Origin of the sequence: Streptomyces sp. SS1-1, assembly GCF_008973465.1 — a bacterium.
In the GTDB taxonomy this organism is placed as follows: Bacteria; Actinomycetota; Actinomycetes; order Streptomycetales; family Streptomycetaceae; genus Streptomyces.
In genome coordinates this window covers 7,355,691-7,374,715 of record NZ_WBXN01000004.1, presented here as the reverse complement: position 1 = coordinate 7,374,715, position 19,025 = coordinate 7,355,691, and the positions used below count along the sequence as shown (strand labels likewise).

At 72.2% G+C, this 19,025-nt stretch carries 18 protein-coding genes; 6 read left to right on the top strand and 12 right to left on the bottom strand.

Annotation, left to right across the window (positions count from 1 at the left end):
- Position 1: 1 nt before the first annotated feature.
- The 4 genes from F8R89_RS35080 to F8R89_RS35065 all read right to left on the bottom strand — a co-directional run bounded on the left by F8R89_RS35080 (position 2) and on the right by F8R89_RS35065 (position 4,467).
- Positions 2–1,033 (bottom strand): ABC transporter permease, encoded by a 1,032-nt coding sequence (locus F8R89_RS35080; RefSeq protein WP_151787800.1) that lies wholly within the window; start codon positions 1,031–1,033, stop codon positions 2–4.
- A 36-nt stretch (positions 1,034–1,069) separates the two neighbouring features.
- Entirely contained in the window at positions 1,070–2,629 is a 1,560-nt protein-coding gene (locus F8R89_RS35075; protein WP_151787799.1) for an ABC transporter substrate-binding protein, read from the bottom strand.
- Positions 2,630–3,118: 489 nt separating this feature from the next.
- The gene (locus F8R89_RS35070) at positions 3,119–4,036 is read right to left on the bottom strand and encodes a DsbA family protein (protein WP_151787798.1); all 918 of its coding nucleotides are present in this window, start codon (positions 4,034–4,036) and stop codon (positions 3,119–3,121) included.
- Positions 4,033–4,467, bottom strand: coding sequence for an RrF2 family transcriptional regulator (locus tag F8R89_RS35065; RefSeq protein ID WP_151787797.1), 435 nt, complete (start codon positions 4,465–4,467; stop codon positions 4,033–4,035). Before F8R89_RS35065 ends, F8R89_RS35070 begins: the two co-directional genes overlap by 4 nt.
- A 138-nt stretch (positions 4,468–4,605) precedes the next feature.
- On the opposite strand from F8R89_RS35065, the gene F8R89_RS35060 reads away from it, so the two are divergent.
- Positions 4,606–5,112, top strand: coding sequence for a cupin domain-containing protein (locus F8R89_RS35060; RefSeq protein WP_151787796.1), 507 nt, complete (start codon positions 4,606–4,608; stop codon positions 5,110–5,112).
- Positions 5,113–5,146: 34 nt separating this feature from the next.
- Here F8R89_RS35060 and F8R89_RS35055 read toward each other — a convergent pair whose 3' ends face one another.
- Positions 5,147–5,926 carry an NAD(P)H-dependent oxidoreductase gene (locus tag F8R89_RS35055; RefSeq protein ID WP_151787795.1) on the bottom strand — a complete coding sequence of 260 codons (780 nt, stop codon included), beginning with the start codon at positions 5,924–5,926 and terminating at the stop codon, positions 5,147–5,149.
- A 151-nt stretch (positions 5,927–6,077) separates the two neighbouring features.
- On the opposite strand from F8R89_RS35055, the gene F8R89_RS35050 reads away from it, so the two are divergent.
- Positions 6,078–6,971 carry a helix-turn-helix transcriptional regulator gene (locus tag F8R89_RS35050; RefSeq protein WP_151787794.1) on the top strand — a complete coding sequence of 298 codons (894 nt, stop codon included), beginning with the start codon at positions 6,078–6,080 and terminating at the stop codon, positions 6,969–6,971.
- Here F8R89_RS35050 and F8R89_RS35045 read toward each other — a convergent pair.
- Positions 6,916–7,602 (bottom strand): alpha/beta fold hydrolase, encoded by a 687-nt coding sequence (locus F8R89_RS35045; protein WP_151787793.1) that lies wholly within the window; start codon positions 7,600–7,602, stop codon positions 6,916–6,918. The genes F8R89_RS35050 and F8R89_RS35045 overlap by 56 nt on opposite strands.
- Positions 7,603–7,722: 120 nt before the next feature.
- Between F8R89_RS35045 and F8R89_RS35040 the strand changes: the two genes are divergently transcribed.
- Both F8R89_RS35040 and F8R89_RS35035 read left to right on the top strand, forming a co-directional pair.
- Entirely contained in the window at positions 7,723–8,697 is a 975-nt protein-coding gene (locus tag F8R89_RS35040; RefSeq protein ID WP_151787792.1) for a helix-turn-helix transcriptional regulator, read from the top strand.
- A gap of 33 nt (positions 8,698–8,730) precedes the next feature.
- A complete protein-coding gene (locus F8R89_RS35035) occupies positions 8,731–9,108 on the top strand; it encodes a nuclear transport factor 2 family protein (protein ID WP_151787791.1) in 378 nt (125 codons plus the stop codon).
- 34 nt (positions 9,109–9,142) lie between these two features.
- Here the strand turns inward: F8R89_RS35035 and F8R89_RS35030 are convergent, their stop codons facing one another.
- On the bottom strand, positions 9,143–10,396 hold the full coding sequence (locus F8R89_RS35030) for an acyl-CoA thioesterase/bile acid-CoA:amino acid N-acyltransferase family protein (protein ID WP_151787790.1): 1,254 nt from the start codon (positions 10,394–10,396) through the stop codon (positions 9,143–9,145).
- A 176-nt stretch (positions 10,397–10,572) separates the two neighbouring features.
- Here F8R89_RS35030 and F8R89_RS35025 point away from each other — a divergent pair, with 176 nt between their 5' ends.
- Entirely contained in the window at positions 10,573–11,034 is a 462-nt protein-coding gene (locus F8R89_RS35025) for a hypothetical protein (RefSeq protein WP_151787789.1), read from the top strand.
- An 83-nt stretch (positions 11,035–11,117) separates the two neighbouring features.
- Here F8R89_RS35025 and F8R89_RS35020 read toward each other — a convergent pair whose 3' ends face one another.
- Positions 11,118–12,842, bottom strand: a complete 1,725-nt coding sequence (locus tag F8R89_RS35020) for an acyl-CoA dehydrogenase family protein (protein WP_151787788.1) — start codon at positions 12,840–12,842, stop codon at positions 11,118–11,120.
- Between the two features lie 72 nt (positions 12,843–12,914).
- Entirely contained in the window at positions 12,915–13,472 is a 558-nt protein-coding gene (locus F8R89_RS35015; RefSeq protein ID WP_151787787.1) for a PadR family transcriptional regulator, read from the bottom strand.
- 162 nt (positions 13,473–13,634) lie between these two features.
- Here F8R89_RS35015 and F8R89_RS35010 point away from each other — a divergent pair, with 162 nt between their 5' ends.
- Positions 13,635–15,011 carry a pyridoxal phosphate-dependent decarboxylase family protein gene (locus tag F8R89_RS35010; RefSeq protein WP_151787786.1) on the top strand — a complete coding sequence of 459 codons (1,377 nt, stop codon included), beginning with the start codon at positions 13,635–13,637 and terminating at the stop codon, positions 15,009–15,011.
- A 7-nt stretch (positions 15,012–15,018) separates the two neighbouring features.
- On the opposite strand, the gene poxB is transcribed toward F8R89_RS35010, so the two are convergent.
- The 3 genes from poxB to F8R89_RS34995 all read right to left on the bottom strand — a co-directional run bounded on the left by poxB (position 15,019) and on the right by F8R89_RS34995 (position 18,977).
- Entirely contained in the window at positions 15,019–16,761 is a 1,743-nt protein-coding gene (poxB, locus tag F8R89_RS35005; protein WP_151787785.1) for a ubiquinone-dependent pyruvate dehydrogenase, read from the bottom strand.
- Positions 16,762–16,837: 76 nt separating this feature from the next.
- Complete coding sequence (locus F8R89_RS35000) at positions 16,838–17,626, bottom strand: acetoacetate decarboxylase family protein (protein WP_151787784.1); 789 nt, start codon at positions 17,624–17,626, stop codon at positions 16,838–16,840.
- A gap of 262 nt (positions 17,627–17,888) precedes the next feature.
- Positions 17,889–18,977 (bottom strand): alcohol dehydrogenase catalytic domain-containing protein, encoded by a 1,089-nt coding sequence (locus F8R89_RS34995; RefSeq protein WP_151787783.1) that lies wholly within the window; start codon positions 18,975–18,977, stop codon positions 17,889–17,891.
- Positions 18,978–19,025: the final 48 nt, after the last annotated feature.

Below are 19,025 nucleotides of genomic sequence, written 5' to 3'. Positions count from 1 at the left end.
TTCACACCCCCCGCTGGGATGCCGGCGTCACACGGGCCAGCACCAGGTTGACGATCAGGTTGAAGACGACGACCAGGACGATCGACACGACGAGGACGCCCTGCACCGCGGGCACGTCGCCGGCCTGTGCGGAGTCGTTGGCGAACCGGCCGAAGCCCTGGAGGCCGAAGATCCACTCGGTGACGACGGAGGCGCCGACGAGCGCGGGGAACTTCAGGCCGAGCGTGGCGAGTGCCGGTCCGAGCCCGTTGCGCAGCACGTGCCCGAAGAAGATCCGCCGGGGGCTGAGGCCGCGTACGACCGCCCCGGTCACGTAGTTCTCGCGGTAGGCGGCGACGAGGCTGCCCCGCAGTTGCCGGGCCACGTCGGCGATGACGTCGAAGCTCAACGCGACGGCCGGGAGGGTGATGTGGGCGAGCCAGGGGCCGATGCCGGCCTCCGCGGGGACGTATCCGGCGGCGGGGAAGAGGCCGAGCCCCACGGCGAAGACGGCCACCAGCACGATCCCGACGACGAACGCGGGCATCACGGAGATGAGCGTGACGAAGCCGGTGATGGTCCGGTCGATCCAGGTGGTGCGCCGCAGTGCGGCGACCGTGCCCAGCAGGAAGCCGACGAGGACGCCGATGACGAGGGCGAGCGTGGCGACGGAGAGGCTGACTCCGAGGCCGAGACCGATCAGGGTGGAGATGTCGGCGCCGTTGGTCCAGCTCGTGCCGAGTCGCCCGTGCAGCACGCCGCCGAACCAGTCGGCGTACTGCACGAGGAAGGGCCGGTCCAGGCCCCATTCGGCCTCGACCCGTGCGATGGCCTCGGGAGTCGCCTCCTCGCCCAGCTGGATCCGCGCCGGGCTGAGCCCGCTCAGTGAGCGCAGCGCGAACGTCACGAACGTCGCGACCACGAACACCGGTACGAAGATCATGACCGACCGGGCGAGGGTGGCCAGGACACGGACCAGCGTGTGCCGGGTCCTGGCCACGGCGACCCCTCGACGGCGGGCAGGCGGGACCGCCTGCGGCGTGAGTGTCGTCATGGGGTTGCCCCCTCTCTGTGGATGGTGGACGGGCCGTCAGTTGCCGGAGATGGTGACGCCGGTCCAGGTGAGGTGCGCGGGAATTTTCGGCAGGCTGGAGATCGACTTGCTCTTGGCGATGAGGTTGGGCTGGGAGTAGGTGAAGACGAGCGCCTTGCTCTTCAGTCCGGCGCGGGTCGCCGCGCGCAGGGTCTCGGTGTAGTCCGGGGAGTCCAGCGGGGTCTGGCGCACCTTGGCGATGGCGGCCTCGAAGCCGTCCGGCTCGTAGGGGGTGCTGAGGTTGAGCGGGCCGTTGGGGCCGAAGTGGGCGGTGAGTGTCTGCGCGGCGGAGTCGCGTCCGGTGGTGCCGTACAGGGAGAAGGTGAGTTCCTTGGCGAAGAACGGGGTGGCCCAGTTCTTGTCGATCTTGATGGTGACGTCGATGCCGACCTTGGCGAGCTGCGACTGGACGATTTCGGCCTGCGGGTCCTCGGCCGGGATGACCAGCTTCAGCTTGAGGTCGTGCGCCTTGTAGCCGGCCTCCGCCAGGAGCTTCTTCGACTTCTCCGGGTCGTAGGGGTAGGCGTTCTCCGACGTGGGGTCGTAGGCCACGTAGCCCTTGGGGAAGGGCTGGTCGGTCGCCTCGCCGTAACCGAAGGTGAGCTTGTCGACGAACTCCTCGCGGTTCACGGCGTGACGGACGGCGTCGACGACCTTGTCGTCGTCGAACGGCGCCTTGTTGACGTTCAGGCTGAGGTTGGCGGCGTTGAAGCCGGGCTGCACGAAGACGTCGAGTCCGGCCTTCTTCGCGGCGGCCGCCTGGCTGGGTTCGATGTCGGCGAAGTTGTAGACGCCGGTGCGGAGTCCGGAGACGACGGTGGAGGCGTCGGGTGCCGAGGTGAGTTCCACGGTGTCGATGTGGATGTTCTTCGCGTCCCAGTAGTCGGGGTTCTTCTTCAGTACGGCCTTGGTGCCGGGTATCAGTTGGGTGACGGTGAACGGCCCCGCGCCGACGGGGTTCTGGTCGAGCTTGGCGGGTGACGCGGCCGCCTTGGGGCTGGCGATCTGCAGGACGCGCGAGCCGAGGAGCTGCGGGATCTGGTAGTCGACCTGGGTGAGGTGGACGACGGCGTCGAGGCCCTTGGCGTCGACGGACCTGATCGAGGTCAGGTCGCCGAACAAGGCGGAGTTCTTCTGCTTCTTGGCGCGCTCGATGGCGGCCTTGACGGCCTTCGCGTCCACGGGGGTGCCGTCGCTGAACTTCAGGCCGGGCCGCACATGGAAGGTGACCTGGTCGCCCTTGTCGTTGTACTCCCAGCTCTCGGCGAGATCGGGCACCGCCTTGCCGTTCTCGTCCGTGCGCGTCAACGAGGCGTAGACGAGGGCGAGTTCACGGAACTGGGCGCCGCTGCCGCCGACGACCGGGTCCCAGTGTGCCGGGAAGTAGGAGGACGTCCACTTGAGCGCCGCGCCGCCCGCGGCGGTGGACGAGCCGTCGCCGCACGCGCTGAGGGAGGGGACGAGCAGGGCGGCGAGGGCGGCGCCGAGGGCCGTGGCGCGCAGCCGGCGGGCGGGGGCGCCCCTTCGGGAGCGGCGGGACGTGAGGTATCCGGACATGGCGTTCTTTCTCTGAGGACCCCGGGTCCGTGACGGCACGGCGGGAACGGGGGACGGAGGAGGTCGGCCCCTTCCGCGCACGCCGAAGTCCGCGCTCGTCGGCGGGCGGGCATGCCGGCGAGGGCTCAGGTGCGGGAGGCGGGCGCGGCAGGCCGGGGGCAGGAGGTGCCCACCGGCCGCTGGGGCCGGACCGTGCTGCGGGACAGGAAGGCGCTGGGCCTGGAAGAGGGTGCCGGGTACCGGCCGCGGCTCAGCCGGAAGGCGAGCAGCAGACGCCCGACGAGGAGCGGCGCGAAGGGACCGGGGACGGCGAGCGGGTCAGCGACAGAGAGCGCTGCAGGTGCGCCGCAGGTCCACGTAGCGGCACACCACGCCGGGGTGCGTCGTGAGCATGGGCACCATCCTGACCGTACGGATGAGCGACTGTCAATGGACACCAAATGGTGTCTCATTCGGTGGACGGGGGACTGACTGCTGGTCAGAGGCTTGTCAGTGCACCAGGGGTGGTCCGGGCGGGGTCACGGGGCGGGCCTCGGCCTCCTGCGGGTGCCGCCACAGCGGGCCGTTGCCGGTCTCGACGCGGACCGCTCCGACCGGCGGCCAGGGGCCGTGCGTGAGCAGGGCGCGCTCCGGGTCGGTGAGGCTGCGGTGGTGCTCCAGCGCCCGCTGCGCGGAGAGGGTCACGGGCGTCCCCGGGAGCCCTGGGCACAGTGCGCCGACGGCCGCCGCGTAGGCGTCGTAGGAGCGCCAGCCGGGCACGGCGCGGTACGCGTCGGGGGTCCGCAGGAGCAGGGTCGGCAGGGCGTAACGGCGGCCGCCGTCGGCGGTCTCCTTGGCAGCGCCCGGATGCGGGGAGCCACCCGGCACGGAGAGCACCTCGGGCACCGGCCGCCGCGCCTCGGCCCGGTCGGCGCGCACCTGTTCCGGTACGTCGGCGGAGGCGGCGTCGGCGGCCAGGCGGTCCGCGTCGAGGCCGGGCACGCCCCGCGCGGCGGCCAGCGCCAGCTCGAGTGTGTCCGCCGGCTCGCCGTGAACGAACATCGTCTCGCGCAGCCTTCGCAGCACCCGGTCGGCCACCGCCGCGCCCTGCCGTTCGGCCGCCTTGGCCACCAGGGAGCACGGCCACGAGGACGCGGCGACCCGGCTCAGGCGCGCGGCGCGCGGGGCCCCGGTGTGGGCGGTGACGTCCTCGACGTAGCGCGCGTACCAGGCGGTCTCCGCGGCCGGGTCGGGGGCGGGGTCGTCGTCCTCGTCGAACAGGACACAGAACACGCGCCGCCAGCGGGCCCGGCCGGCCAGGGTGGTGCGCAGCAGGCGCAGGACCGGTTCGGCGCCCCAGGACCACGGGCACAACGGGTCGGTGTACTCGACGACTTCGAGCACGGGGGGCTGCTGCGCGGAGGTCACGCGGCGCCCTGGTGGGCCGGCCGCTCCCGTACGTCGTCGGGGAGCAGCGCCGCGACCGTCGTCCCGCCCAGAATCGCCGCCACGTCGGATTCGACGCGCCGCCAGACGCCGGGCAGACCCGCGGCGGCGCCCGGGTAGTCGAGGTCGGCGGGCAGGGCGCCGCGCAGGGTGATCAACTCCCCGTCCACGGCGCGGGACACGTCGAGCAGGGTGATCTCGTCGGCGGGCCGGCCCAGCCAGTAGCCGCCCTCGCAGCCGCGCTGGCTGCGCACGAGTCCGGCCCTGCGCAGATCGCCGACCACCGACTTCAGGAAGCGGAACGGAACGCCCTGGGAGGAGGCGATGGCCTCGCAGGTGAGCGGGCGGGAGGGTTCACGGGCGAGCTCGAGAAGGGCCCGTGCGGCGTAGTCCGCCTTCGCGGAGATATGCATGCGCCCATCATGCCTGACCCGGCCCGCGCATGACGGCCCCGCGCGACCTCTGCGGCAACATTGCGGGAACATTGCCGCAGGTGAACGGGAATGGACACCTGTTGACATCCTTTTCGCGGCGGCTCTAGCGTCGCCGCCATGAGTGAGCCGCTGACGACCCCCGGCGAGGGTTTCCACCCGCACCTGCACGACACACCGACCCCCGCGACGACACCCCTGCGCGCCCGTCTGCACCACATCCGTGCCGACGCCCTCGACGGCGACACCGCGCAGACCGGCGGCATGCGCAGGTTCGCCGCCGTCAGCGGGAGGACGGTGGGGTCCGAGAAGCTGTGGATGGGCCAGACCCACGTCGCCCCCGCCACGTCCTCCTCCGACCATCACCACGGCGAGTCGGAGACCGCCATCCACGTGGTGAGCGGACACCCCGAGTTCGTCTTCATCGACGGCACGGGCGACCAGGCGGAGGAGGTACGGCTGCGCACCTCCCCCGGCGACTACATCTTCGTCCCGCCGTTCGTGCCGCACCGCGAGGAGAACCCGGACCCCTCCGAGGAGGCGGTCGTCGTCATCGCCCGCAGCACGCAGGAGGCCATCGTGGTCAACCTGCCGAAGCTGTACGCGCTTCCGGCCGACGCGGACTGACGGCGCCCGCTCATCCCGGGCCCTCGCGGAGGGTTCACCCCCGTCGGTGCAGCCCGAACCCGGAACGGCCGGCGGACTCCAGCCCCTGCCTCAGGTGCAGTGACGGCATCTCGTAGTCGCCGGAGTTCTGCGGCCGGAACGGGATCGGCTCGGTCGACTCCAGGGTGAGCAGGCGCTGCCGCCACGCCTTGGCGACGTCCGGGTAGTCGCCGTCGGTCAGCCGGTCGGCGCCGTACACCACGAACGGGGGCAGCACCTCGACGCCCGGGTAGTACAGGATGCCGTGCTGGATCGGGAACAGCAGGTCGTCGATGGGGCCGTTGATCCCGCGCGCCGCGTAGTGCGACTCATGGCCGCCCACCGTCACCGACAGCAGCGCCCTGCGCCCCGCGAGGGTGCCCTCGCCGAACCGCTCCCCGTACCGGGTGTCGCTGTGCTCGCCCACGCCGTAGGCGAAGTTCCGGGTGAACACCCGGTCCACCCAGCCCTTGAGGATCGCGGGCATCGAGTACCACCACAGCGGGAACTGGAGGACGATCGTGTCCGCCCACAGCAGTTTCTCCTGTTCGGCCTTCACGTCCGCGGTGAGCGTCCCGGTGTCGAAGGCCCGCCCCGAGTCCCGGACGACGTCCAGCCGGCCCGAGCCCTCGGCTCCGTAGTCCGCGGCGTCCACGGCCGCCTTCCAGTTCATCGCGTACAGGTCGCTCACCCGCACCTCGTGTCCGGCGCCCTCCAGCGTGGACACCGCGAGGTCCTTCAGCGAGCCGTTGAGCGACGTCGGCTCCGGATGGGCGTGCACGATCAGCGTCTTCATGACAACTCCTCGTCGGATCGGTCGCCTTCGATCCTGGGCGCCACGACGCCCGTTGTTCAGGGCCGCCGTGACCGCCGGACACGACTTCCTGGTAACGGCAGGACCACCCTCACGGCCACCGGGCCGGCCGGCGCCGGGCCATACTGAGGACATGGAGGATCTTGCGAGCTTCCTGCGCATCCGGCGTTCCCGCGTCGACCCGGCGACCGTCGGCATCCCCGTCGACAACCGCCGCCGGGTCGCGGGGCTGCGCCGCGAAGAGGTCGCGCATCTGTCCGGGGTGAGCGTCGACTACTACGTCCGGCTGGAGCAGGGCCGCGCCACCCAGCCGTCCGAGCAGGTACGGGACGCGCTCGCCCGTGTCCTCGGACTCGACGAGACCGAACGGGGACACCTCGACCGGCTCGCCTGCCAGCGCCGCCGGAACACGAAGGCGCCGGGCGTACGGCTGCGGCCGGAACTGCTGCGCGTCCTCGGCCTGGTCGCGGACGCCCCCGCCATGATCATGAACCACCGTATGGACGTCCTCGCCGGCAACCATCTCGCCGAACTCCTGCACGGCCGCCCGATGCGGGGCTTCAACACCGCCCGGCACATCTTCCTCGAAGAGGCCGGCCAGGGCCTCTACGCGGACTGGGAGAAGTGCACGGTCGACGTGGTCGGGCATCTGCGGCTGGCCGCCGGCGTGTATCCCGGCGACCCCCGGCTCGCCACGCTCATCGGCGAACTGGCCATGAACAGCGAACGGTTCCGCCGCCTGTGGGCCCGCGCGGACGTACGGGCGCGCACGCACGGGCGCAAGGCGTACCGGCATCCGCTGGTCGGGCTGCTGGAACTGCACCAGGAGAACTTCGCGCTGCCGTCCGAGGCGGGCGCGGAACTGGTGGTGCTGTCGGCGGCCCCCGGCAGCGCCGCCGAGGACGGGCTGCGGCTGCTGGCGGGGCTGACCACCGGTGACGACACCGCGCAGGACGCCGGCTGTGCGGTGCTCAGGCCGCGTCGGCCGCCGCGGCCAGGATCCGGGCCAGTTCGGCCGGTTCGGTGAGCATGGGCCAGTGACCGGAGTCGATGTCGGCGTACTCGACCTCCTTGGCCCGGGCCAGCTCCGGCACGTCCCCCGCCTCGATCCACGCGCGGGCCTGCGCGGGCGTGAACTCCGGGCACACGAGCAGGGCGGGGACGTCCCAGCGCCGTTCGTCCGTCAGCCGCACCACGCCCCTGGCGACCCCTTCGGGCACCGGGATCGCGGAGGCCGTGAAGGCGCTTCTGGCCTCGTCGTCGAGATCGGCCGCGTCCGCCCCCTCGAAGGGCTCCCAGCCGGGGAACGGCATGACGCCGTCCGTGATCTCGAAGAAGTCGGCGTACGGGCTGCCGTCCTCGGTCGGGCAGCCTCCGATCAGGACGGTCCTGGCCAGCCTGTCAGGGCGCCGGTCGGCGGCCAGCCAGGCCAGCGAGCAGGCCGCCGAGTGCCCGACCACCATCACCTTGCCGGGTGCCGCGTCCACGGCCGCGAGCACGGCCTCCACCTGGTCGTCGAGCGTGGCGGACGGGGACCCGTCCCCCTGCCCCGGCAGCGTGAGCGGCACCGGGCGGTGGCCGTGGCCCTCCAGCGCGGAGGCGACGCCGCCCCAGACGGAACCGTCCAGCCACAGGCCGCCGATGAGCAGGATGTCCATGATGTTCTCCCCTTCTGCCGGTTGACGGTGGCCACGGTAGGAGGAGATCCGGACGATCGGCTGCCGGATTCCCGGACGGTGGTTCGGTGGCCGTCCGGTCGGACGGACTAGCCTGCCCGGGTGCCGAACGACCTCAGCCCCACCGCCCGGGCCCTGCGCGCCCTGGAGATCCTCCAGGTCCGCCCCGGTACGACGGCGACCGAACTCGCCGAGCGGCTGGGCGTGACGGAGCGGGCCGCCCGCCGTTACGTGGAGATCCTCCGCGAGGCCGGCATCCCGGTGACGTCCACCCGGGGGCCGCACGGCGGTTACCGGCTGGGGCGCGGGACGCGACTGCCTCCCGTGCACTTCACGCAGGCCGAGGCGCTCGGCCTGGTGATGGCCGTCCTCAGCGGCCAGCCGAGCGCCGCCGACCCCGAGGACCTGGTCAGCGCCGCCCTCGGCAAGGTCGTCAAGGCCCTGCCGGAGAGTGTCGGCCGTCAGGCGGCCCTGCTGCACGCGTACGCTTCGGCGGCGCCCGACCCGTACGCGACCCGCCCGGACCCGGCGGTCACCGGCGAGCTCGTCGGTGCCGTCGCGGCCCACCGCCGTGTGCGGATCACCTACCGCGGCGAGGCCGGTGCCGCGTGGGAGGCGGACGTCGATCCCTGGTCCCTCGTCGTCCGGTACGGCCGCTGGTACCTGCTGTGCCACAGCCATCGCGCGGACGCGGTCCGCACCTACCGGGTCGATCGGGTCCGCGCGGTCGAGGTGACGTCGGAACGGTTCGAACCGCCCGCGGGGCTCGACCCGGTGGCGGTGCTGGAGGAGAACCTGGGCGTCGGCTGGGCGTACCCCACGCGCGTGGTGTTCGACCTGCCGCCGGCCGAGGTGGCCCGCTGGATCCGGCCGCCGATGGGACGCCTGGAACCCTTGGGGGACGGCTGCGTCCTGGTGGGCAGCACCCGCAACCCGGCCATGTACGCGCAGGAGTGGCTGGCGGTGCTGCCCGTCCCCTTCCGCGTCGAAGGAGGGGAGGAACTGCGCGCGGCCGTCGCCGCCGTCGCCGCGCGCTTCACGGCCGCCGTGGCCGACCCGCCCGGCCGGACGCCGTGAGGCATTGTCAGTGGTGCCCGGCAGGATGGCGGCATGGAACCTTCGGAGACCGTCCGGCTGCTGTGGGACCGTATGCGGGCACGCGACTGGGCGGGCGTCGGCGCCCTGCTCGCGGACGACGTGATCGTGGACTGGCCGGTCAGCGGCGAACGCATACGGGGCCGGGAGAACTACGTCCGCGTCAACGCGGAGTACCCGGAGGGGTGGTCGATCGAGGTGCTGCGCGTCGTGGCGTCCGGGCACGACGTGGTGTCCGAGGTCGAGGTGCCGCACGACACGATGGGCACCCACCGCGTCGCGTCCTTCTGGACGGTCCGGGACGGCCTGATCACCGAGGGCCGCGAGTACTGGACCGAGCTCGGAGCGGACCCCTCCCCCGCCTGGCGTGCCGCGTACGTCGAACGCGTCTGAGGGGGCGGCGTCGCGCGGCTTCCGGACCGGGCCGTCACCGGTCCAGGAGCCGCAGGATCCGGGGCCAGCTGTCCGCCTTCGCCCGGGCGTCGGCGGCCGCCGTGCCGCCCAGATCCATCCACCGGTCCGCCGCCGGGTCGTGGGTGTACCGGCCGCTCGCCTGGTACGGCACACCGGCGACCCCATGGCCGGCGCCCTCGTGGACGAGCGCCCGGTGCCGGGTGCCGGAGGCGTTGGTCCGTGCGGCGATGCTCTCGGCGGCGTCGGCCGAGCGCCACAACCGGTCCTGGTCGCCCGCCACGGCCAGGACGGTGCCGCGCACCCGGTCCAGCGGGATCGTCTCGAACCGCACGGGCCGGCCCGCACGTGTCCAGCTCACGCCGTCGGTCCCCGGGAAGACGGTGCGGGTGCCCGGCGCGAGCACCACCGCGTCCCGGACCAGGTCCGGGTGGTACTGGGCGAGCAGTTGGGCCGCCTCGCTGCCGCGCGAGCCACTCATGACCGCCAGCCCGTCCCGCTCGGCGCCGGACCGGCCGCGCAGCAGGCGCGCGGCGCGGACGAAGTACTCCAGCTCGATGTCGCGCAGTTCCTTCGGCCGGCCCGCGCAGGCGAAGTAGCAGAGGGACAGCGCCGGATGGCCGCGCGAGGCGAGAAGCGCGGCCTCCTGGTCGAAGGCGCGTCCCCCCTCCGAACCGCCGAACAGCAGAACCGGGGCCTTGCGGGCGGTGCCGGACGGCGGCAGGAAGAGCAGGGCGTCCAGCTGGTCGTCCTCGACGGTGAGCCGCTCGTGCCGGACCCCGTCGGCCAGCCACCGCCGGGTCACCGTGCGGTGCGCGATCTCCCGGTCGCCGCCGCGCACCGCGAACCGCACCTCGTACGACGGCCGGCGGGTGGCCGGGCCCGAGGCGAACCAGGTCTCGTCCGCCTCCCCCTTGGTCGGACGCATCGACCAGAACAGGCCCATGCCGTCGGTCTCCTGGAACGTCCCGCTCTCCGGGCGGCGTCGTGACAGGTCCACGACGCCGTCGCCGTCGGCCGTGTACCGGGCGCGGCCCGTCCACTCCAGCCCGTCGCCGTCGACGGCCCGGGAGGTGACGGTGACCGGTTCCCCTGCGTGCAGCCCGGTCACACGGAGGCGGACCGGCTCGTCGGCGAAGGCCACGGGTCTGTCGACCTCGATCCGGGCACTGCCGCTCGCCTTCGGCGGACCCTCCGCCGTACAGGCCGCACTCGCCAGCAACGACACCAGCACGGCACCGAGCACCGTGCGAACCCCCGTACGCATCATGCGCACAGTCTTTCGCGGACCGGTGAAGTCGATCAACACCCGTCTGCGGCCCCTGACATCTGTCAGGGACCGTGCGCCCGTTCCCTCGCCTAGGGTCGGCCGTGGACGCCTCGCGCAGGTCGGCGTCCGCGCTTCTCAGACCATGGCCTCGACAGGGGGAACCGATGAGCCGCTCCATGGATCGAAGGACGTTACTGAGATCGGCCGGGTCCGCGGCGGTGGCGGGGTCGCTCGGCGCCCTGGGCGTCTCGGCGCTCGCCACACCCGCTCACGCGGCACCGCCCGGGACGATCAACACCGACCAGGTGTTCGTGACGACCAACCGCCTGACCCACGCCCCGAACCAAAGGGGCAGCATCGTCATCGAGATCCGCTCGGGCTACTACGGCGGCTACCAGTACGGCTGGGGAAGCATCCAGGGGTCCGGCTGGGACCCGCGCGGCTGGGTCTGGCTGGACATCAGCACGGACGGCGGCCGGAGCTGGTCCTTCGCCGACGCCACCTACCTCTCGGACGGCACCGGCTACACGCACACGTCCGGGTGGCTCACCCAGTCCGACCCGAACTACGTGTTCAGGGCCAGCTACGACAGCAACCTCAGGGCGGTCAACCCGTACGTCCGCAGCGGGATCTGGTGATCCGGCCCGAAGGACCGTGAGCACACCCTGGCCCGGGGGCTTCCGCACCCGGGCCAGGGTCACGTCGGTGAGTCGCCGCGGCCTCAGGGCATCATCTCGTACTCCCCCGACAGCGCCTCGACGCGCTGCCAGACCCGCTCCGAGCGGTCGCCGTCGACGACCGGGCGCCGGACCGCGCCGAGGGCCCAGCGCTGCTGGTCCTCGGTCGCGGAGTCCTTGCCGTGCAGTTCGACGGCGTGCGCGGAGAAGTCCCGTACCAGGACGGCGAACAGCTCGTCGAGGACGTCCTCGTCGAGGTCCGAGAGGGCTGCCTGCTCCAGGACCAGCTGCCCGTGGACGACGAGCGCGAAGAGCTGGCCGACCGCGAGGAGCAGGTCGAGGTCCCGGCTCTGCTCCTCGTCCGGAGCGGCCGTGCGCACGAACTCGCAGAGCGCGTCGGCCTGTTCGCGGAAGCGGGCGACGTTGGGCAGGTGGCTGCAGGCGTCGAAGGCCGGCCGCCAGTCGTGGAAGCGGACCGAGCCGAGGCCGCGCGCCGGGCCCTGACGGAAGAGGAAGTCGTCGTCGGCGGCGTCGAGGCGGGTCGGGACGGGCTCGTAGGCGACCGGGTCGAGGAGGTGGTTGCGCATGAACTTCAGGATGAGGGCCAGGTTGACGTGGACGGTGCCCTCCAGCTTGGGCAGGCCGCGGATCTCGACGGCCGCCTGGGCGAAATAGTTGTCCTTCTCGAAGCCCTTGGCCGCGACGACGTCCCACATCAGGTCGATGACCTTCTCGCCCTCCGTGGTCACCTTCATCTTCGTCATCGGGTTGAAGAGGAGGTAGCGCCGGTCCTCGGGGCCGGCGGTGCGGAAGTAGTCGACGGCCCGGTCGCTGAACAGCTTCATGCCGACCAACCGGACGTACGCGTCGGTCAGTTCGCGGCGCACGTGCGGGAAGGCGGTGACGGGACGGCCGTACAGGATGCGGTTCTGGGCGTGCGTGACGGCCTCGTACATCGCGTGCTCGCAGATGCCGATCGAGGCGGTGCACAGGTTGAACTTGCCGACGTTGACGGTGTTCAGCGCGGCGTCGAAGGCGGCCCGTCCGGTGTGCAGGACGTCCTCGGCCGCGACCGGGTACTCCTCCAGGCGGAACTCGCTGACGTACTTGGAGGAGTCGACGACGTTCTTCACCAGCTGGTAGGCCGGGTGGCGGCTGTCGGCGGCGAAGAAGACGTACCCGTCGGGGCCCTCGACGTCGGTGCGGCGGCCGAAGACGGAGACCAGTCCGGCGGCGTTGCCGTTGCCTATGTAGTACTTGGAGCCACTGGCCCGGAAGCCGCCCTCGCCGTCGGGCTCGAGGAGCATGTCGGTGGAGTAGATGTCGGCGCCGTGGGTCTTCTCGGACAGGCCGAAGGCGAACACCTCGCCCTGGGAGAGGAGTTCGGCGGCGCGGGCGCGCGCGGCGGCGTTGCCGCTCTGCCAGACGGGGCCGAGGCCGAGGATGGTGACCTGCCAGGCGTACCAGTAGTCGAGGCCGTAGAAGCCGAGGATCTCGTTGAGCGCGGCGATGCGGGCGGTGTCCCAGCGCTTGTCGCCCTCACCCTCACCGGCCGCCGACGCGGGGGTGAGGAAGGTCGCGAAGAGGCCCTCCTTGGCGGCGAACGCGAGGAAGTCGCCGAGCCAGGCGCGGGTGCGGTAGTCCTCGATGATCCGGCGCTTGCCGCGCTCCTCGAACCAGTCGACGGTGGCGCGCAGCAGCCTGCGGGTCTCCGGATCGAAGTGCGCGGGGTCGTAGGTCCGCGGGTTGAAGAGCAGCGCGTCGGCCATGGAAGCCGCCTTTCGGCTGGGAGGGGTGAGGGTGGGTCCGGGCCGTGGCCCGGGGGGTGTCCGCTGCACCGGTCAGTCGCCGGTGCGGAACCGGGCGAGCGTGGCGAGGACGTCGTCGAGCCAGGCGATCATCATCTGCTCGTAGGCGATGCCGCCGCGCAGCACGACGTGCTGGAGTTCCCGTTCGGCGTCGAGTCCGCCGTCCGCCGGGGGTGTGCCGAAGTCGCGGCTCTCCCCCGCGCGGTAGTGGGCCAGGCGGGCGGTGTGGGCCTCTCGGTGCCGTTCGACCTCGTCGATGAGGGCCGCCGGGTCGGAGAAGGCGGCGCCGCGCACCTTGACGGCGAGGTCGTGGCGGACGCTCTCGGGTTCGGTCGGTTCGCCGAGCCACGCGGAGAGGGCCTGACGGCCCGCGGCGGCGACCGAGTACTCCTTCTTGTCCGGACGCCCGTACTGCGCGACGTCCCGGACGTCGACCCAGCCGTCGCTCTCCATGCGCTTGAGCACGCGGTAGATCTGCTGGTGGGTGGCGGTCCAGAAGTACCCGATGGACCGTTCGAACCGCCGGGCCAGTTCATAGCCGGAGCCCGGCTTCTCCAGCAGGGAGACGAGGATCGCGTGCTCGAGGGCCATGCCCCCGATCCTGCTATGCACCTCGTTGCATAGCAACGTGGACGCGGTGAGACACCGGTCACGCGGTGCCCGTCGCCGCATCGCTCGCCGTGACGTCCGGGGGGCCGGATCGTCTCCGATCGGCCGCTTCCGGGCCTCCCGGCGGGTGGTTACGGTGTGGCCATGGACGAGCTGACGCAGATCCTCCGCCACGCCGCCGAGCAGGCCGCCGGCTACCGCCGCTCACTGTCCGAGCGGCCGGTGGCCCGGCCCGTGGACCACGCGGCCCTGCGGGCCGCCTTCGCCGCGCCCCTCGACCGCCCGGGCACCGACCCGCGCACGGTGATCGACGACATGGTGGCCGCCGCCGATCCGGGACTCGTCGCCTCCGCCGGGCCGCGCTTCTTCGGGTTCGTCGTCGGCGGTGCCCTGCCCGCCGCCACGGCCGCGGACATCCTCACCGCGGGCTGGGACCAGAACGCCTTCAACGCCGTGCTCTCCCCCGCCGCGATCGCCGCCGAGGAGGCGGCGGGAGGGCGGCTGAAGGAACTGCTCGGACTGCCCGCGACGGCGTCCGTCGGGTTCGTCACGGGCGGCCAGGCCGCCAACACCGCCGGTCTCGCGGCCGCCCGGCAGCACCTGTTCGCCGAGGCCGGCTGGGACGTCGGACGCCGCGGCCTGGCCGGTGCCCCGCGCCTGCGGGTGGTCGCGGGCGCCGAGCGGCACGCCACCGTCGACCGCTCCCTGCGCCTGCTCGGCCTGGGCACCGACTGCCTGCAGCCGGTACGCGCCGACGACCGCGGGGCGCTCGACCCCGACGACCTGCGCCGCGTCCTGTCAGCCGACCCGGACGCGCTCACGATCGTGTGCGCGCAGGCCGGCAACGTGAACACCGGCGCCTGCGACGACCTGCGGGCGGCCTGCGACCTCACGCACGCGGTCGGCGGCTGGGTGCACGTGGACGGCGCCTTCGGCCTGTGGGCGGCCGCGAGCCCGGCGACCCGGCACCTCGTCGACGGGGTCGAACGGGCCGACAGCTGGGCGTGCGACGGGCACAAGTGGCTCAACGTCCCCTACGACTGCGGGTACGCCTTCTGCTCCCGGCCGGCCGTCCACGCCGACGCCCTGTCGTACTCCGCGTCCTATCTCACGCGGGCCGACGCGACGCCGGCCGGTGGCGCCGACTACACCGCCGAGTCGTCCCGCCGCGCACGGGGCTTCGCCACCTGGGCGGCACTCCGTGAACTCGGCCGTGACGGCGTCACGGAACTCGTGGACCGCTGCTGCGCGCTCGCCCGGCGTTTCGCCGAGGGCCTGTCGGCGGCGGGCTTCGACGTCGTCAACGAGGTGACGCTCAATCAGGTCCTCGTCGGCTTCGGGTCGGACGCCCGCACGGACGCCGTCGTCCAGGCGGTGCAGGAGGACGGCACCTGCTGGGTGGGGGCCACGACCTGGCGCGGGCGGCGGCTGATGCGCATCTCGGTCTCCGGCCACGCCACGACCGAGGCGGACGTCGACCGCTCGGTCGCGGCGATGGTGTGGGCGGCACAACGGCTTTGACGAGGCGTCACATCAGGGGCAGCTGGCGCAGGTTCGTCTTGGCCAGTTCGACGATCTCGTCCCCCCGCCCGGTGAGGATCGTGCGCGTGGCGAACAGCGTGAAGCCCTTCATCTGCTCGAACGTGATGTTCGGCGGCAGGGAGAGCTCCTGGCGGGCCGTGCGCGCGTCCACGATCGCCGGTCCCTCGTGCGCGAACGCCTTCTGCAGCGTCTCCTCGAGCTGGTCGGCCCGGTCGACGCGCGCCCCGAAGAGGCCGATCGCGCGGGCGACCGCGCCGAAGTCCACGTCCTCCAGGTCGGTGCCGTAGTTGACGATGCCGCCGGCCTTCATCTCCAGCTCCACGAACGACAGGGCCCGGTTGTTGAAGACGATGACCTTCACGGGCAGGTCGAGGTGGCGCAGGGTGATCAGCTCGCCCAGCAGCATGCTGAGCCCGCCGTCCCCGCACAGGGCCACGGCCTGCCGCCCATTCCCCGAGGCGCACTGGGCGCCGATGGCCTGCGGCAGGGCGTTCGCCATGCTGCCGTGGTTGAAGGAGCCGATGAGCCGGCGCCGGCCGTTCATCGTGAGGTAGCGGGCCGCCCACACGGTGGGGGTGCCGACGTCCGCGGTGAAGACGGCGTCGGCGGAGGCGTGCCGGTCGACGGCGGCCGCGACCTGCTGCGGGTGCATCACCGACGCGGACGGCTTGCCCTCGGTGAGGTCGTCGAGGCGGGAGCGCACCGTGCGGTAGTGCCCGGTGAGCTTGTCGAGGAACTTCGTGTCGTCCTTGGCCCGGATGAGCGGCAGCAGGGCGGCGGCGGTGTCCTTGACCGTGCCGACCAGCGGCACCTTGACGCCGACCCGGCGTCCGATGTGCTCGCCTCGGATGTCGACCTGGACGACGGGGACGTCGGGGGCGGGATAGAACGGCCGGTAGGGGAAGTCGGTGCCGAGCATGAGCAGGGCGTCGCAGTGCTCCATCGCCCGGTACCCGGAGCTGTAGCCGATCAGCCCGGTCAGCCCCACGTCGTACGGGTTGTCGTACTCCAGGAACTCCTTGCCGCGCAGCGCGTGCACGATCGGGGCCTTCAGCGCACCGGCCAGCTTCATGACCTCGTCGTGGGCGCCCTGACATCCGGCCCCGCCCAGGATGGTCACGCGCTCGGCACGGTTGAGGACGTCCGCGGCCGCCTCCAGGGCGGTGGAGGACGGGGTGACGTGGGAGGCCGTGGCCCGGACGGGATGGGAGAACGCCGCGGTGTCGCCTCGGGCGAGCAGCATGTTGCCCGGGACGACGAGGACGGAGACGCCCCGGCGCTCCAGGGCCGTGCGCATCGCGATCCGCAGCAGCCGCGGCACCTGGTCGCCGGTCGCGGCCAGTTCGGCGTAGACGCTGCACTCGCGGAACAGTTCCTGCGGGTGCGTCTCCTGGAAGTACTCGCCGCCGATCTCCTCGGCCGGGATGTGGGCGGCGATCGCCAGGACCGGCACCCGGCTGCGCTGGGCGTCGTACAGACCGTTGATCAGATGCAGGTTGCCGGGACCGCAACTGCCCGCGACGACCGCGAGTTCACCCGTGAGAGCCGCCTCACCGGTTGCGGCGAAGGCGGCGCTCTCCTCGTGGCGTACGTGCGCCCACCGCACGGTGCCGTTGCGGCGCAGGGAGTCCGTGAATCCGTTGAGGGAGTCGCCGGGGAGACCGTAGACACGGCGTACTCCGGAGGCGGCGAGGGCCTCGACCATGCAGTCGGCAACTGTCGTGCTCATCTGGCGCACCTAACTGTTCTGTGTGCTGGCGGGAGTTCGCTGCCGGAATACCGGAGGGGGCAGCGCCCCTTTCAGGTCAGGTGAGCGGGAACACCTGCTTCACGTTGTAGGACATCGAACCCCGGAATCCCATGCCGGCGCGCACCGGGCGGAGATCGCCGAGTTCCTCGCGAGGGGCCTGGAAGAGCTCGATCTCGCTGCTGCCGATCCACACGTCGGCCAGTTGCTGATCGGCGTATTCCATCCGCACCAGTTCGTGGACCGCCGGCTTGTCGTACTTGCCGACTTCGAGCGTCGGGAAATGCCGCAGATTGATGGTGTCCCGGCTCAGCAGGGGCGTCGGGTCCTCCAGGCGCTTCTCCAGGGTGATCCTGGCCTGCGCGAGTGTCCGTTCGTCGCAGGAGACGCTGGCGCCGAAGCGGGCGCCGGGCGACAGCGTGGGGGACGCCTTCCCCGGTGAGGCGAAGACCCGGGTCTGGTGCACCTGCCCGATCTTCTTCGGAAACCCCTGAACCAGCCCGCGCGCCAGGGCGTGGTGATTGTCGACGTAGATGTACGGGCACCAGGAGACGGGCCGCCCGTCGTAGTGGGCGTCGACGAGCACGAAGAACTCGCGGTACTGGCTGTAGACCGGGTCGAGGTATTCGTCGTTCTCCCCGTTGAACTGCCAGTCGAAGAAATAGGCGACGACCCGGCCGGACGATTCCGGATCCGGGGTCAGCACTTCGGGAAGCGTCGCCTCCGCGGCCGCCGGATCGGTGAAGTATTCGACGCCGATGACGTCTCCGGCGTAATGCCAGGGGGGCGCGGGGGCCTCGTTCGCCTCGCCCTTCGGGGAAAGCGGAACAGTGTATCCCTTGAGCATGGGAACCTCCAGCTGGATACGAAGGGAGACAGGCAGGTCGCGGCATGTGAAAGCGCGCCCTTTCCCCCATGAGAGGCGTACCGATACAAAGTAACTTGGATGCTCAACCGTTGCCTGGGGAGCACCGGGTTGCGGGAATCGCCGCTGTCAGCACCGCCGTCATCGCCGCTGTCACCGCGTGCCGACGGCGACGGTCGTGTCGTCGCTCGATCCAAATGCGCACTCTCGTGCGTCCGTTGCCTTCTGGCCGCCGGCGGAGGCGTCAGCCGGTGCGTGGGGTGAGGGCGGTGCGGTCGAACGGACCGGGGTGCGCGGCGGCGTGCGCGACGGCCTCGTTGACGGCGTCGAGCGGGAACGACCGGACGCGTTCCGGGGCGAGGTCCAGCGCGCCGGAGGCGAGGAGCCGGATGAGGCCGACGTTGGCGGTGCGCGGGGCCATCCACTGGCCGCGCACGGTGATCGAGTTGCGCATGATCCAGGGGTAGGGCAGCGCCAGGTCGTCGCCGCCGAACATGCCGACGCCTCCCATGAGGACGACACGGCCGTATTCGCGGACGGTCATGGCCGCGGCGCGGGTCGCACAGCTGGGTGCGCTCGGCGGGAGCAGATCGATGACCAGGTCGATCGGGCCGTCGGCGGCCTCGGACATCGCGGCACGGTCGGTGGCCTCCTCCCCCGTCAGCGTGACGGGACGGACACGGGGCCCGAACCGGTCGGTGAGGAGGGCGAGCGCGTCCCGGTTGCGGCCGGGGACGACCACACGGCCCGCGCCCATCGCGAGGCCGACCGCGACAGCGCCGCTGCCGAAGTTCCCGGTGGCGCCGCTGACGAGCAGGGTCTCCCCGGGCCTCAGCTCGCCGGCGAGGAGGCCGCCGTAGGGCACCATGTGCACGGCGAGCGCGGCCCAGCGGGCAGGGTCGTCCCCGGCGGCGGAGGGCAGCGGGAAGACGTTCTCCGTCGGGACGCGCATCAGCTCGGCGTAGGAGCCGTCGCGCAGGTGCCGGGCGAGCGCGGCGCCGCCGTCACCGCGCGAGCTCCAGCCCTGGAGCGCGATGTCGGGCGTGAGGGCGTCGTCCCGGGAGCGCACCGTCGGATCGCACCAGACCAGGTCTCCGGCGCGCAGCCGGGTGGCGTCCGGGCCGGTGCGCACGACGCGTCCCACGCCGCCCAGGCCGGGAACGACCGGCGGGACCAGGGGGTAGTTCCGTACGCCGCCGAAGACCTCGGCCGCGTACGGGAGCACGCAGGCGGCCAGCACATCGACCAGCACCTCCCCGCCCACCGGCTCGGGATCGGGTATCTCCCGCACCTTCAGCGGGGCGCCGAACGCCGTCAGAACCGCAGCGCGCATGTCATGACCTCCGTAATCGTCCCTGTCAGCGGAAGACGGGGACCGCGG